Here is a 14,344-nt window from a genome sequence, read left to right as displayed (position 1 = left end):
CATTATGTGAAATATAGGCTGTGCCCTAGCTTGAGGTCAGACCCCAATGTCTAGGAGATCACCTTCATGCTGCATATCTCTCTGAAATCCCTTGCTTTTGGTCTCGGGGCCGTTGGCCTGGGGCTGGCGGTAGCCGCGGCGCCGCTGGCGGCCTCCGCGCAGACCACGCTGCTGAACGTGTCCTACGATCCGACCCGTGAGATCTACCAGGATATCAACGCCGCCTTCATCAAGGCCAATCCGGGCCTGAAGCTGACCATCAACCAGAGCCATGGCGGCTCGGGCAAGCAGGCGCGGTCGGTGATCGATGGCCTGGATGCCGATGTGGTCACCCTGGCGCTGGCCTATGATATCGACGCCATCGCCCAGCATGGCCTGCTGGCCAAGGATTGGGCGAAGAAATTCCCCGATAATGCCTCGCCCTACACCTCCACCATCGTGTTCCTGGTGCGCAAGGGCAACCCGAAGAACATCAAGGATTGGGATGACCTGATCCGCTCCGAGGTGAAGGTGATCACGCCGAACCCGAAGACCTCGGGCGGTGCGCGCTGGAACTACCTTGCTGCCTGGGGTTATGCCGAGAAGAAAACCGGCAGCAAGGAGGAAGCCCGCAAATTCGTCCAGGCGCTGTACAAGAATGTGCCGGTGCTGGATACCGGCGCGCGTGGCGCCACCATCACCTTCGTGCAGCGCGGCCTCGGCGATGTGTTCCTGAGCTGGGAGAATGAAGCCCATCTCGCCATCAACGAACTCGGCAAGGACAAGTTCGAGATCGTCACGCCCAGCGTGTCGATCCTGGCCGAGCCGCCGGTCGCCGTGGTCGACAAGGTGGTGGACAAGCGCGGCTCCCGCGCACTCGCCGAAAGCTACCTGAAATTCCTCTATTCCAAGGAAGGCCAGGAAATCGCGGCGAAACATTACTACCGTCCGCGCCTGAAGGAAGTGGCCGACAAGCATGCCGCCACTTTCGCCAAGGTGAACCTGTTCACCATCGACGAACAGTTCGGCGGCTGGGCCAAAGCACAGCCGGAGCATTTCGGCGATGGCGGTGTGTTCGATCAGATCTACAAGCCGGGTTCGTAAACCCAGGCTTTTGTAAACTCAGGCTATAGGCTTACTCGCGCCGGCTGCTGCTTGCCGCTGCGGGAAAAGAGGGGATCGGCCGGGGCGGGTCGGTCCCCTCAGCTTTTGGCCCTTCGCTTTTTAGCTCCCCGCCGATTTGTGCAGCTTGCGGTCCCAATAAGGCTCAGGCCCATAGAGCGCGCGCAGATGGGCGATGAACTGCGCCACGCCCGCCGGCACGAAACTGCCCGCCGGATGTACCGCGAAGATGCTGACATCCGCAGCACCGGGATAATCCGGCAACACTGCCTGCAAGCGTCCGGCGCGCAGATCGGGACCGATATCCCAGGTCGAGCGCAATGCGATGCCGAGGCCCGCCAGCGCCAGCTCGCGCACCACTTCGCTGGAATTGGTGCGCAGGAAGCTGACGCCACCGACGCTTACCGGGCCATGGCGGCCCTGCAGGCGCCAGGGCAATTGCCCCTCGGCGGCCAGCAGGCGGTGGCGGCTCAGATCCTTGAGCCGCGCCGGGGCGCCGAATTCGGCCAGATACCCGGGTGAAGCGCACAGCACGCGGCGGTTCGGCGCCAGGCGATGGCCGACCAGGCCGCCTTCCACCTGGGCCGAGACGCGGATCGCCAGATCGGTGCGCTCGGCAACCAGATCGACATAGGCATCCGAGAGATCAAGCTCGACCTGCAATTTCGGCCAGCGGTCGAGAAAGGGCTTGAGATGCGGTGCCACATGCAGGCGGCCGAATGAGGTCGGCGCGGTGATGCGCAGTCGCCCGGCCGGATCGCCGGCAATGCCGGCCACCAGATTCTCCGCTTCCCGCGAGGCTGCGAGAATCGCCACCACGCGCTCATAGAAACGCTGGCCGGCTTCCGTGGTGGCAAGTTTGCGTGTGGTCCGGTGCAGCAGCGTGGCGCCGAGCCGCTCCTCCAGCCGGGCGATGCGCTTCGATACCATGGCCGGCGATAGGTTCAGCGCCCGGCCGGCGGCGGCCAGGCTGCCACGCTCGATCACCTCGGCGAAAAGCTGGTATTCACGGTCCATGGCAGTCGTTCCCTATAGGAACGACTGTATTCAATTATTGCCATCTTTTGCAATAATGCATGGCTGGCTATGCTGCCTGCCGACTCGTCCTTCTTGCTGCAGGAAAAACGCATATGAGCCAGATCGTCGACCGCGCCGGGCTGAAGGTGGCCGCCCCGCTTGCCCGCTTCATCGAAGAGCAGGCGCTGCCCGGCACCGGGCTCGAGGCCGCCGCCTTCTGGCGCGGCACCGCCGAATTGCTGCAGCGTTTCGCGCCCGAAAACCGTGCCCTGCTGGCCAAGCGCGATGTTCTGCAAGCCAAGATCGACGAGTGGCACAAGGCACGCCAGGGCCAGAAGCATGATGCGGCGGCTTATGAAGCCTTCCTGCGCGAGATCGGCTACCTGGTACCGGAGCCGGCCCCATTCAGGATCGCCACCGAAAACGTCGATCCCGAGATCGCCACCATGGCCGGACCGCAGCTGGTGGTGCCGGTACTGAATGCCCGCTTCCTGCTCAACGCCGCCAATGCGCGCTGGGGCAGCCTCTATGATGCCTATTACGGCACCGATGCGATCCCGCACGAAGCGGATGAGAAGAAGGGCTACGACCCGGCGCGCGGCGCCAAGGTGATCGCCAAGGCCAAGGCCTTCCTGGATGTGGCGGTGCCGCTGGCCGAGGGCAGCCATGCCGATGTTGCCGGCTGGTCGGTGAGCAACGGCCAGCTCAGGCCGGCGCTGCGCAACCCGGCGGCCTTCGCCGGCTATCGCGGCGATGCCGCCAATCCTTCCCTGGTACTGCTGAAGCATAACGGCCTGCATATCGAACTGGTGCTCGACCGCACCCATCCTATTGGCAAAAGCGACAAGGCGGGCCTGGCCGATGTGGTGCTGGAAGCAGCCCTCACCACCATCGTCGATCTGGAAGACTCGATTGCCGCTGTGGATGCGGAGGACAAGGTGGCGGCCTATGCCAACTGGCTCGGCCTGATGCAGGGCGATCTCGAAGCCAGCTTCGAGAAGGGCGGCAAGACCATGACCCGCGCGCTGGATGCCGACCGCAGCTACAGCGCGCCGGATGGCAAGCCACTCACCCTGGCTGGCCGTTCGCTGCTATTCGTGCGCAATGTCGGCCACCTGATGACCAATCCGGCGATCCACCTGCCCGATGGCAGTGAAGTGCCGGAAGGTATCCTGGACGGCATCGTCACCAGCCTGATCGCGATCCATGACCTGAAGCGCCAGGGCAAATTTACCAACAGCCGCGCCGGTTCGGTCTATATCGTCAAGCCGAAGATGCATGGGCCGGAAGAATGTGCCTTCACCAACCGGCTGTTCGATGCCATTGAGGACCTGCTCGGGCTGGCGCGTCATACCGTGAAGGTCGGCGTGATGGACGAGGAGCGCCGCACCTCGGCCAACCTCGCTGCCTGTATCGCTGCCGTGCAATACCGCATCGTGTTCATCAATACCGGCTTCCTCGACCGCACCGGCGACGAGATGCATACCTCGATGCTGGCCGGCCCTATGGTGCGCAAGGCGCAGATGCGCTCCAGCAGTTGGATCAACGCTTATGAAGCACGCAATGTCGCCATCGGCATCGCCTGCGGCCTTTCCGGCAAGGCGCAGATCGGCAAGGGCATGTGGGCGGCGCCAGACCGCATGGCCGACATGCTGGAGCAGAAGATCGGCCATCCGCGCACCGGCGCCAACACCGCCTGGGTGCCGAGTCCGACCGCCGCGACCCTGCATGCGACGCATTACCACATCGTCGATGTGTTCGCGCGCCAGGCCGAAGTGGCTAAGCAGCCGGTGCCGCCGCTCGGCGACCTGCTCAGCCTGCCGCTCAGCACGGGGCAGAATTTCTCCGAGCAGGATGTGAAGGACGAACTCGACAACAACGCCCAGGGCATCCTGGGTTATGTGGTGCGCTGGGTCGATCAGGGCGTCGGCTGTTCCAAGGTGCCGGATATCCACGATGTCGGCCTGATGGAAGACCGTGCCACGTTGCGCATTTCCTCGCAGCATATGGCCAATTGGCTGCTGCATGGCATCTGCACGGCCGAGCAGATCGAGGCATCCTTCAAGCGCATGGCGGCCAAGGTGGATGCGCAGAATGCAGGCGACGAAGCCTATCGCCCGATGTCTGCCGATCCCGAGCACAGCCTGGCCTATCAAGCCGCGCGCGCGCTGGTATTCGAAGGCATGCAGCAGCCCAATGGCTATACCGAGCCGCTGCTGCACGCCTTCCGCCAGAAGGTGAAGGCCCAGGCCTAAGCCCGGGCCTTCACGGCGCGCTACTCAATCCTTGATCGGCAGCGGCGCCGCCGGGTTGACCAGACCGGCCTGGCGCAGCTCGCGCCAGAAATCCGCCGGCACGGTCTCATTCAGCGCCGCGCGATCCTCGGCGATGCGGCTGGGCTGGCTGGCGCCGGGGATGACGGCTGCCACCGCCGGATTGGCGAGCGCGAATTGCAGGCCTGCCGCCTTCATGCTGATGCCGTGGCGGTCGGCAATCGCCTTGATGCCGGCGACCTTGGCGAGGATGGCCGGCGTGGCCGGGGCGTATTCGAAATTCGGGCCGCCGACCAGGGCGCCGGAGCTGTAAGGCCCGCCGACGACAATGCCTAAGCCGCGTTCCGCCACCAGCGGCATCACCCGCTGCAAGGCGCGGTCATGGTCCAGCAGCGTATAGCGGCCGGCGAGCAGGAAGCCATCGGGCCGGTTGCTTTCCAGCGCCAGCAGCAATTCGATCGGCTCGACGCGGTTGACGCCCAGGCCCCAGGCCTTGATCACGCCTTCATCGCGCAGCCGATCCAGCGCCTTGAAGGCGCCCTTGCGCGCGCTCTCGAACACGCCGAGCCACTCATCGCCGTAGAAATCCTGCGCCACGTCATGCACCCAGGCGATCTCGATATGATCGGTCTTGAGCCGCTTCAGGCTGTCCTCGATGGAACGCAGCGTGGCATCGGCGGAATAGTCGTTCACCACCTTGTTCGGGCGGCCATGCTTGAACACATCGCCCTTCTCGCCGTTGTCGCGGGCGCTGACGTCTTCCACTTCATCCAGGATGACGCGGCCGACCTTGGTGCTGATCACATACTCGGCGCGCGGTTTATCCGCCAGCGCATCGCCCATGCGGATTTCCGCCAGGCCAGCGCCATAGAAGGGGGCATTGTCGAAATAGCGGATGCCGTCATTCCAGGCGGCTTCCACGGTGGCGCGCGCTTCCGCTTCGGGAATAGCGCGGAACATGTTGCCGAGCGGCGCGGTGCCAAAGCCGAGCGTGCCGGGGAGAATATCCTTGAGTGCCATGGGGTGTTCCTTTCGGGGAGAGATATGAAGTGGCGGCGTTCGATGGCAAGAGTGTGTCTGAAATCTCGTTATTCATCAAATTTATTGATTGAATTTTAGATATACAAAAAACATTATAACTGGATGAAATACGACCTGAACCTGCTGCCGGTTTTCCTGGCGCTGATGGAGGAGCGCAGCGTCACCCGCGCCGCCGACCGGCTGGGCATCACGCAGCCCGCGCTTTCCAATGCGCTGACCCGCCTGCGCGCCATGCTGCATGATCCACTGTTCATCCGCGAACGCTATGGCATGCAGCCGACGGAGAAGGCGGTGGAACTGGCGCCCGTGATTGCGGCAGCCCTGGCGACGCTGGACGATGTGGTGCTGGGCCAGCAGGATTTCGATCCGGCCAAGGCCAGGCTGCAGATCACCATCGCGCCGAACAGTTATGTCGAATTCGTGCTGGTGCCGGCCATCGTGGCGCGGCTGCGCGATCTGGCGCCCGGCATCAGCCTGCGCCTCACGCCTTATGGCACCGATATCGCCGAAACCGGCGTGATCTCAGGCACCACGGCCCTGGTGCTGGGCCGCATCATCGATCCGCCGGATAATCTGGTGGTGCAGCATTTGATGCAGGAAAGCCTGGCCTGCGTGGTGCGCGCCGATCATCCCGAGGTCGGCGACAGGATTTCCAGGAAGCAGTTCGAGCAGCTCAAGCATGTCAACATGCTGCCGCCGGGGCGTTTGCGCGCCGGCCTGTTCCAGGCATTGGAGCGCCAGGGCCTGCGGCGCGAGGTTGCCGTGTCGGTGACGCATTTCCTGGCGATCCCGGAAATGGTGGCGGTGACGGATTACTGCGCCACGCTGCCTAGCCTGATCTGCCGCCGCCTGGGCCATGACACGCGCCTGAAGGTGCTGCCGTCACCGGTCGATCTCGGCACCTTCCCGGTGGAGATGGCCTGGCATGTGCGCTACCGCCACGATCCGGCGCATCGCTGGCTGCGCTCGCTGATTGCCGATGTGGCGAAACAGGTCGCTGCGGCGCCTTAATCCAGCAGGCTTTCGAGCAGGCGGGCGACATGGATCGCCTGGCGCGACCAGTCGCGCGCGTGCCATCGGCGATCTGGTGGCGGCAACTGGTGCCATCGGCCACCACGATTGCTTCCGGCGCCTTGCGGATGGCGGGCAGCAGGCTCAGTTCCGCCATCTGCATCGAGATGTCGTAATGCTTCGCCTCATAGCCGAAGCTGCCGGCCATGCCGCAGCAGGATGACTCGATCAGCTCCGGCTTGGCGCCGGGAATCAGCTTCAGCACCTCCAGGATCGGCGGCACCGCGCCGAAAGCCTTCTGGTGGCAATGGCCATGCAGCAGGATCGGCTGTTCCACGGTCTTGAGCTTCGGCGCGAAGTGTCCCGCCTTGGCCTCACGGCTGAGGAATTCCTCGAACAGCAGTGCCTGGCCGGCCACGGTTTTCGCCTTGTCGCCAAGGCCGAGCGAAAGGGCTTCATCGCGCAGGGTGAGCAGGCAGGAAGGCTCCAGGCCGACAATGGCGATATTGGCCTGGGCGAACGGTAGCAGCGCATCGATCAGCGCCGAGACCTTGTCGCGCGCCTTGTCGATCATGCCGGCGGCCAGATAGGTGCGTCCGCAACAATGCTGGCCGCCCGATTTTTCCACCACATGCACGGCATAGCCGGCCTTATGCATTACGCGGGCGGCGGCATGGGCATTCTCGGCCTCGAAGAAGCCGTTGAAGGTATCAACAAACAGAACAGCGGCCTTGGGTGCCGCCAATGTTGCAGCGGCATCGGCATAGAGTGCGGTGTCGCGGCTCTGCCAGAAGGTGTCGCTGCGCCAGCGCGGCAGGCTGCGCCTGGCTGAAAGTCCGAGCAGCTTTTCCGAAATCCAGGCGGCACCCGGCAGGCTGTCGCGCAGATTCGCCAGCCAGGGCATGCTGCTCAAGCTGCCGGCATAATCGGGCAGATGCGCGATCAGCCGGTCTTTCAGCGTGAAGCCATGGCGCGCCTTGTAATGGCTCTGGAATTCCAGCTTCATCTTCGCCATGTCGATGCCGGTGGGGCAATCGCGTTTGCAGCCCTTGCAGGAGACGCAGAGATCCAGGCTCTCCGCCATCGCCTCGCTGGTGAAGGCATCGGGGCCAAGCTGGCCGGAAAGCGCCAGCCGCAGCGTGTTGGCGCGGCCGCGCGTCAGATGCTGTTCATCGCGGGTGACGCGGTAGCTCGGGCACATGGTGCCGGCATCGAATTTGCGGCAATGGCCGTTGTTGTTGCACATCTCCACGGCCATGGCGAAGCCGCCGGTGGCATCGCCGCCGCTGCCGGGCGGCGTGGTGGCTTCAGTCACCGGATCGTTCTGCACATTCCAGTCCGACCAGTCGAGATTGGTTTTGAGCGGCTGGCGCTGATAGGGGCGCGGGCTGCCGGGCGGCGGGAAGCGGAACAGCGCGCCATCGTCCATCTTCGGCGGGTCGATGATCTTGCCGGGATTGAACAGGTTCAGCGGATCAAGCTGCTGCTTGATGGCGCGGAAAGCATCGTTCAGCTTCGGGCCGAACTGCCATTCGATCCATTCGCCGCGGCACAGGCCATCGCCATGCTCACCGCTATAGGCGCCCTTGTATTTGCGCACCAGGGCGGCGGCTTCCTCGGCGATGGCGCGCATCTTGGCGGCACCGCCTTCGGATCCGGCCCGGCGCATATCCAGGATCGGGCGCACATGCAGGGTGCCGACGGAGGCATGGGCATACCAGGTGCCGCGCGTGCCATGGCGGGTGAATACTTCGGTGAGCGCGTCGGTGTAATCCGCCAGATGCTCCAGCGGCACGGCGCAATCCTCGATGAAGCTCACCGGCTTGCCGTCGCCCTTCAGGCTCATCATGATATTGAGGCCGGCCTTGCGCACTTCCCACAGATTCTTCTGCCGCGCCTCGTCTGGCATTTCGACAACGCTGCCGGGCAGGCCGAGATCGCCCATCAGTTCGACCAGCTGGCGCAGCTTCGGCAGCAGCGGCCCGCCGCTCTCGCCGGAAAATTCCACCAGCAGGATCGCCGCCGGCTGGCCGATCAGCGCCGTCTGCATGGTGGGGCGGAAGGCCGGATTGGCCAGCGCCAGTTCGATCATGGTGCGGTCGACCAGTTCCACCGCCGTGGGACCGAGCTTGACGATATGCTGCGCCGCTTCCATGGCGCCACGGAAGCTGGGGAAGTTCACCACCCCCAGCACCTTGGCGCGCGGCAATTCCGAGAGATTGAGCGTCAGGCTCCGGGTATAGGCCAGCGTGCCTTCCGAGCCGACCAGCAGATGTGCCAGGTTCACGCTGTTGTCGGTGGTGTAGGGCCGCTCGCTCTGGCAATCGAAGATGTCGAGATTGTAGCCGGCGACGCGCCGCATCACTTTCGGGAAGTTGGCGGCAATCTCGCTGGCATGGCTGCGCGCCAGGGCTTCGACGAAAATCGCGATCTCGCGCGCCTTGCCGCTCAAATTCGGCAGCGGGCCGAAATCCACCGCGCTGCCATCGGAGAGCCAGGCCGACATGCCGTGCACGTTATGCACCATGTTGCCATAGGCGATGGAGCGCGAGCCGCAGGAATTGTTGCCGGCCATGCCGCCCAGCGTGGCCTGCGCCGAGGTGGAGACATCCACCGGATACCACAGGCCATGTTTTTTGAGCGCGGCATTGAGGTGGTCCAGCACCATGCCGGGCTGAACGGTGACGCGGCGGCGCGCGGTATCCAGTTCCAGGATGTCGCGCAGATATTTGGAATTGTCGATCACCAGGGCGGTGCCGCTGGTGGTCTGGCCGCATTGGCTGGTGCCGCCGCCGCGCGCCAGGATCGGCAGTTTCATGTCGCGCGCGATATCGATGGCGGTGGCAACGTCGCGCTCGGATTTCGGCACCAGCACGCCGACCGGAAAAGCCTGATAGATCGAGGCATCGGTGGCATAGCGGCCACGCGAGGCAAGATCGAACATCACCTCGCCCTCGGTTTCCCGGCGCAGGCGGTGTTCAAGCTGGTGGCTGGTATCGGTGTGTGCTTGTGGGGCAGCAGACATTTTTACAACTGTATCAAGCCTTGGCGGCGGTGGGATAGATTTCTCCAGCACGCAGCAATTCCAATACTGCATCGCGCTTGCGCGTCAGATGCTGCACCAGGAGATGGCGCATCGTCTGGCTGTCATGGCGGCTCAGCGCCTCCACCATCAATTCATGCTCGCGCACGGCTTCGGCCCATTTCGCTTCGTTCTGGTTGGTGCGGAAGCGCAGCGACTGCACGCGGGCATTGATGGCGCGGTAGGTGCTGGTGAGCACGGGGTTGCGCGCGGCATTGTTGATCGCGGCATGGATACGCGCATTGATGCGGTAATAGCCGGAAAGGTCGCGGCGCGCGTAGCAGGCCATCATCTCATATTGTAGTGCCTGGATTTCGCTGAGTTCTGCATCGGTAATGCGTTCGGCGGCGAGTTCGCCCGACATGCCTTCCAAGGTCGCCAGCAGCTCGAAAGTGTTGAGCACATCGGCTTCGGTGAGCTTCACGGCGATGGCGCCGCGATTGGGCAGCAGGTCCACCAGGCCTTCGGCGGCCAGCAGCTTGATCGCCTCGCGCAGCGGCGTGCGCGAGACACCCAGCTTCTCGCAGAGTTCGCGCTCGTTCAGCTTGGCGCCAGGCTGGATCAGGCCTTCCACCAGCATGGTGCGCAGCCTTGCCGCCACCTGGTCATGCAGGCCGAGCCGGGTGATTTCGACGATCTCTGCCATGGCGCTCCTTTCCGGTTCAGGCGGCAGCGCGGCGGCTGAGGAAATCCATCGCCGTCTGCACGCCGCCCTTGTTATGCGGAATACGCGCCAGGCCCAGCGCCATTTCCACGCCGGCCAGCGCGCCCAGGATAGTGAGGTCGTTGGTATCGCCGAGATGGCCGATGCGGAAGACGCGGCCGGTCACCTTGCCAAGCCCGGTGCCGAGCGAGATGTCGAAACTGTTCAGCGCCACCTCGCGGAAATCATCGGCATTGAGGCCCTCGGGCAGCAGCACGGCGGTAAGCGAGGGGGAATAATCCGCCGGGTTGCGGCAGAGAATTTCGAGGCCCCAGGCGGTGACGGCGCGGCGCGTCGCCTCGGCATGGCGGTCATGGCGCGCGAACACGTTCTCTAGGCCCTCCTCGTGCAGCATGTCGATGGCTTCGGCCAGGCCATAGAGCAGGTTGGTGCCGGGCGTGTAGGGGAAGAAGCCGCGCGCGTTATGCGGCAACTGATCCTCCCAGGACCAGAACAGCTTCGGCATCTTCGAGGCCTTGGCCGCCGCCAGGGCTTTATCGGAAAGCGCATTGAACGACAGGCCGGGCGGCAGCATCAGGCCCTTCTGCGAGCCGGACACGGTGACATCGACGCCCCATTCATCATGGCGGTAGTCGATGGAGGCCAGCGAGGAAATCGTATCCACCATGAGCAGGGCGGGATGCTTCGCCGCATCCATCGCCTTGCGGATCGCGGCGATCGGCGAGACACAGCCGGTCGAGGTTTCGTTATGCACCACGCAGACCGCCTTGATGGCGTGTGCCTTGTCCTCGCGCAGCCGCGCCTCGATGGCCTGCGGATCGGCGCCGGTGCGCCAGTCGGAAGCGATGAACTCTGCTTCCAGGCCGAGCTTGCCGGCCATGTTCTTCCACAGCGTGGCGAAATGCCCGGTCTCGAACATCAGCACGCGGTCGCCGGGCGACAGTACATTGGCGAGAGCCGCTTCCCAGGCGCCGGTGCCGGATGCCGGATAGATGATCACCGGGCTGGCGGTGCGGAAAATCCCCTTCATGCCTTCCAGCACCCGCTTGCCGAGCTTCTGGAAGTCGGGGCCGCGATGGTCGATGGTCGGCATGTCCATGGCCCGCAGGATGCGGTCTGGCACCGGGGTGGGGCCGGGAATCTGCAGAAAATGGCGGCCAGCCTTGCGGGCAGCGTTGCTTGCCATGGCGGAATCTCTTTTTGTCGTTGTCGGCGGTGTTGGCCGAAGTGTCCTGCCCCGGCTAAAATGCATTATGAATACAAAATCACCCTGGGTCAAAGGGCATAAAGGCCAAAAACAATAAGCCTGTGGATAAAATGCATGCAAATTACCTCATGGCCCGGGCTGCATGCTAGCCTGCGGATGCCAATCCAGAGGGAGCCAGCCAGATGACCGACCTGAGCCTTTCCGCCGCCCGCATCATTGTCGATACCGCGCTGAGCCATGCCCGCTCTGCCGGCCTCAAGCCGCTGGCCGTGGCGGTGCTGGATACGCGTGGTGCGCTCAAGGCTTTCGCGGCGGAGGATGGCACCAGCCTGAAGCGGGCCGAGGTGGCGCAGGGCAAGGCTTCCGGCGCCCTGGCGCTTGGCATCGGCTCGCGCTCGATCTGCAAACGCGCCAAGGAGCAGGATTACTTCATCGCCGCCGTCAGCCATGTGGTGGGCGGGGCGTTGATCCCGGTGCCAGGCGGCGTGCTGATCCGCGACAAGGCCGGTGCATTGCTCGGCGCCGTCGGCATCTCGGGCGACACCTCGGATAATGACGAGGCGGCGGCCCTTGCCGGCATCCAGGCGGCGGGTCTGGCTGCCGATCCCGGCGCCGATTGAGGCCGGCAATGATCCTGACAGGCAAGCGCATCCTCATCACCCAGGCTGATACCTTCATGGGGCCGATGCTCTGCGAGGTATTTGCTGAGCAGGGCGCCAGCGTGATCGCCGATGACCGTGCGCTCGCCGATCCGGCCCTGCCAGCAGCCCTGGTGGCGGCGGCGGGAGAGATCGATGTGCTGGTCGCCAATCTGGCGATCCCGGCGCCCTCGACACCGGCGGCGCAGGTCGGCGAAGAAGAATGGCGCGATGCTTTCGCTCATATGGTCGATCCGCTGCCGCGCCTGTGCCGTGCCGTGCTGCCGCAGATGCTGGCGCGGCGTTCGGGCAAGATCCTGCTGATGGGCAGTGCTTCGGCTTTGCGCGGCATGCGCAACGCCTCCACCTACAGCGCGGCGCGTGGCGCGCAGCTTGCCTATATCCAGGCGCTCGGCGTGGAAGTGGCAGCGCAGAATGTGCAGGTCAACGCCATCGCGCAGAATTTCGTCGACAACCCGACCTACTTCCCCGAAAGCGTGCAGCAGAATCCGCGTTTCCAGGAGCGGCTGAAGCGCGAGGTGCCGCTGGGCCGCCTGGTGTCGCCGCGCGAGGATGCTTCCTTCGCGGCCTATCTTTGCAGCGAGGCGGCGAATTGCTTCGTCGGGCAGATTTTCCCGGTCTGCGGCGGCTGGGCACCGCGCTAGAGAATTCCCGGAACTTTCTGCCGCCTGCCGGCACTCAATAGCCAACGGAATGGCATTGAGGAGAGCGGCGCATGGGCCTGTGGTTATGCAGCAGAAGCAGCAACGGCAGGGCGGCCCGGCGCGCCCAGCCAAGTGTGGCGGAGCAGATGGAAGCGCTGCTTGCTGCGGCACGGTTGGTGGAAGGCAATTTTCATGTCATTGGCAAGGCCCGTAGGCCATTGCCGCGCCCTTTCGCGATACCGATGGTCATTGATGGCGAGCTATTGCGGTAAAATAGCACCGCATTTTAGTAATTCTAATTTTACCTGACGTCTGCGCGCACAGCATGTTACGCCAGTTGCGGGAGTCATCCCCACGGCAATCGCAATGATAATCCCGGAGGAAAACATGCCCAAGACTGCGCTCAAGCGCGGCCTGTTTGCCGCTTTCGCTCTCGCCACCACGGCTTTCACTGTATCGGGTTTTACAGGGCCGGCCTTCGCCCAGGGCGTCAAGATCGGCGTGCTCAATGATCAATCCGGCGTCTATGCCGATTACGGCGGCAAATGGTCGGTGGAAGCCGCGCGCATGGCGATCGAGGATTTCGGCGGCAGCGTGCTCGGCGGCAAGATCGAACTGGTCGCCGCCGACCATCAGAACAAGCCCGATGTCGGCTCCAACATCGCGCGGCAATGGTACGATATCGACGGCGTCGACATGATCACCGAACTCACCACCTCCTCGGTGGCGCTGGCGGTGCATGAATTGTCGAAGCAGAAGGGCAAGGTGGATATCGTGGTCGGCGCCGCCACCTCGCGGCTTACCGGCGATGCCTGCCATGCCTTCGGCTTCCACTGGGCCTATGACACCCGCGCGCTCGCAGTGGGCACCGGCGGCGCGCTGACCAAGGCCGGCGGCGATACCTGGTTTTTCCTCACCGCCGATTACGCTTTCGGCTATCAGCTTGAGGAAGACACCTCGAAGATCGTCACCGCCTCGGGCGGCAAGGTGTTCGGCGCCGTGAAGCATCCGCTGAACGCCACCGACTTCGCTTCCTTCCTGCTGCAGGCGCAATCCTCCAAGGCCAAGGTGGTCGGCCTGGCCAATGCCGGCGCCGATACGGTGAACTCGATCAAGCAGGCGGCCGAATTCGGCATCACCGCCGGCGGTCAGAAACTCGCCGGTCTGCTCACCACGCTGGCGGAAGTGCATGGCCTCGGCCTGCAATCCGGCCAGGGCCTGGTGGTGACGGAGGGCTATTACTGGGACAATGACGACAAGTCGCGCGAATTCGGCGAACGCTTCATGAAGCGCACCGGCCGGATGCCGAACATGATCCAGGCCGGCACCTATTCCGCCACGCTGTCCTATCTCAAGGCGGTGAAGGCGGCAAACAGCAAGGACGCGGCGGCCGTCTCGGCCAAGCTGAAGGAGTTGCCGGTGGATGATTTCTTCGGCCAGGGCGGCAAGGTGCTGTCGAATGGCCGCATGGTGCACGACATGTATCTGTTCGAGGTGAAGAAGCCCGCCGAGAGCAAGAAGCCCTGGGATTATTACAAGAAGCTCGCCACCATTCCGGGCAACCAGGCCTTCTTCTCGGTGGCCGAGAGCGGCTGCAAGCTGTAGTCACCAAGCTGTAGTCAGGTCTCCTCCGGTTGGTTAGCAT

At 63.9% G+C, this 14,344-nt stretch carries 11 protein-coding genes and 1 pseudogene; 7 read left to right on the top strand and 5 right to left on the bottom strand.

The features are described from left to right. Positions 1 to 66: 66 nt before the first annotated feature. Positions 67 to 1,083, top strand: a complete 1,017-nt coding sequence (locus ACQY7X_RS05055; RefSeq protein ID WP_428248769.1) for a sulfate ABC transporter substrate-binding protein — start codon at positions 67 to 69, stop codon at positions 1,081 to 1,083. A gap of 120 nt (positions 1,084 to 1,203) precedes the next feature. Here the strand turns inward: ACQY7X_RS05055 and ACQY7X_RS05050 are convergent, their stop codons facing one another. After that, entirely contained in the window at positions 1,204 to 2,118 is a 915-nt protein-coding gene (locus ACQY7X_RS05050; protein ID WP_428248768.1) for a LysR family transcriptional regulator, read from the bottom strand. A 113-nt stretch (positions 2,119 to 2,231) separates the two neighbouring features. On the opposite strand from ACQY7X_RS05050, the gene ACQY7X_RS05045 reads away from it, so the two are divergent. After that, a complete protein-coding gene (locus ACQY7X_RS05045) occupies positions 2,232 to 4,373 on the top strand; it encodes a malate synthase G (protein WP_428248767.1) in 2,142 nt (713 codons plus the stop codon). A gap of 24 nt (positions 4,374 to 4,397) precedes the next feature. On the opposite strand, the gene ACQY7X_RS05040 is transcribed toward ACQY7X_RS05045, so the two are convergent. Continuing rightward, positions 4,398 to 5,411, bottom strand: coding sequence for an aldo/keto reductase (locus tag ACQY7X_RS05040; protein WP_428248766.1), 1,014 nt, complete (start codon positions 5,409 to 5,411; stop codon positions 4,398 to 4,400). A gap of 123 nt (positions 5,412 to 5,534) precedes the next feature. Here ACQY7X_RS05040 and ACQY7X_RS05035 point away from each other — a divergent pair, with 123 nt between their 5' ends. Next, positions 5,535 to 6,443, top strand: a complete 909-nt coding sequence (locus ACQY7X_RS05035; protein WP_428248765.1) for a LysR family transcriptional regulator — start codon at positions 5,535 to 5,537, stop codon at positions 6,441 to 6,443. A gap of 1,075 nt (positions 6,444 to 7,518) precedes the next feature. On the opposite strand, the pseudogene ACQY7X_RS05030 reads toward ACQY7X_RS05035, so the two are convergent. From ACQY7X_RS05030 to ACQY7X_RS05020, 3 genes and pseudogenes are all read right to left on the bottom strand, one after another. Further along, positions 7,519 to 9,261 (bottom strand): annotated as a pseudogene (locus ACQY7X_RS05030) (FAD-linked oxidase C-terminal domain-containing protein); the annotation flags it as partial. Between the two features lie 220 nt (positions 9,262 to 9,481). Then, positions 9,482 to 10,171, bottom strand: a complete 690-nt coding sequence (locus tag ACQY7X_RS05025) for a GntR family transcriptional regulator (RefSeq protein ID WP_428248764.1) — start codon at positions 10,169 to 10,171, stop codon at positions 9,482 to 9,484. A gap of 16 nt (positions 10,172 to 10,187) precedes the next feature. Further along, positions 10,188 to 11,375 carry a pyridoxal-phosphate-dependent aminotransferase family protein gene (locus tag ACQY7X_RS05020; RefSeq protein WP_428248763.1) on the bottom strand — a complete coding sequence of 396 codons (1,188 nt, stop codon included), beginning with the start codon at positions 11,373 to 11,375 and terminating at the stop codon, positions 10,188 to 10,190. A 203-nt stretch (positions 11,376 to 11,578) separates the two neighbouring features. On the opposite strand from ACQY7X_RS05020, the gene ACQY7X_RS05015 reads away from it, so the two are divergent. The 4 genes from ACQY7X_RS05015 (at position 11,579) to ACQY7X_RS05000 (ending at position 14,304) form a co-directional block, all read left to right on the top strand. Continuing rightward, positions 11,579 to 12,016, top strand: a complete 438-nt coding sequence (locus ACQY7X_RS05015; protein ID WP_428248762.1) for a GlcG/HbpS family heme-binding protein — start codon at positions 11,579 to 11,581, stop codon at positions 12,014 to 12,016. Between the two features lie 8 nt (positions 12,017 to 12,024). Beyond that, positions 12,025 to 12,699, top strand: a complete 675-nt coding sequence (locus ACQY7X_RS05010) for an SDR family oxidoreductase (RefSeq protein ID WP_428248761.1) — start codon at positions 12,025 to 12,027, stop codon at positions 12,697 to 12,699. Positions 12,700 to 12,770: 71 nt separating this feature from the next. Beyond that, on the top strand, positions 12,771 to 12,971 hold the full coding sequence (locus ACQY7X_RS05005; protein WP_428248760.1) for a hypothetical protein: 201 nt from the start codon (positions 12,771 to 12,773) through the stop codon (positions 12,969 to 12,971). Between the two features lie 115 nt (positions 12,972 to 13,086). Continuing rightward, a complete protein-coding gene (locus tag ACQY7X_RS05000; protein ID WP_428248759.1) occupies positions 13,087 to 14,304 on the top strand; it encodes an ABC transporter substrate-binding protein in 1,218 nt (405 codons plus the stop codon). The last annotated feature ends 40 nt before the right edge of the window (positions 14,305 to 14,344 follow it).

Source organism: Ferrovibrio sp. (genome assembly GCF_965278975.1).
GTDB lineage: Bacteria > Pseudomonadota > Alphaproteobacteria > Ferrovibrionales > Ferrovibrionaceae > Ferrovibrio.
The sequence above is the reverse complement of the archived record's forward strand: the minus strand, read 5'-3'. Positions and strand labels throughout refer to the sequence as shown.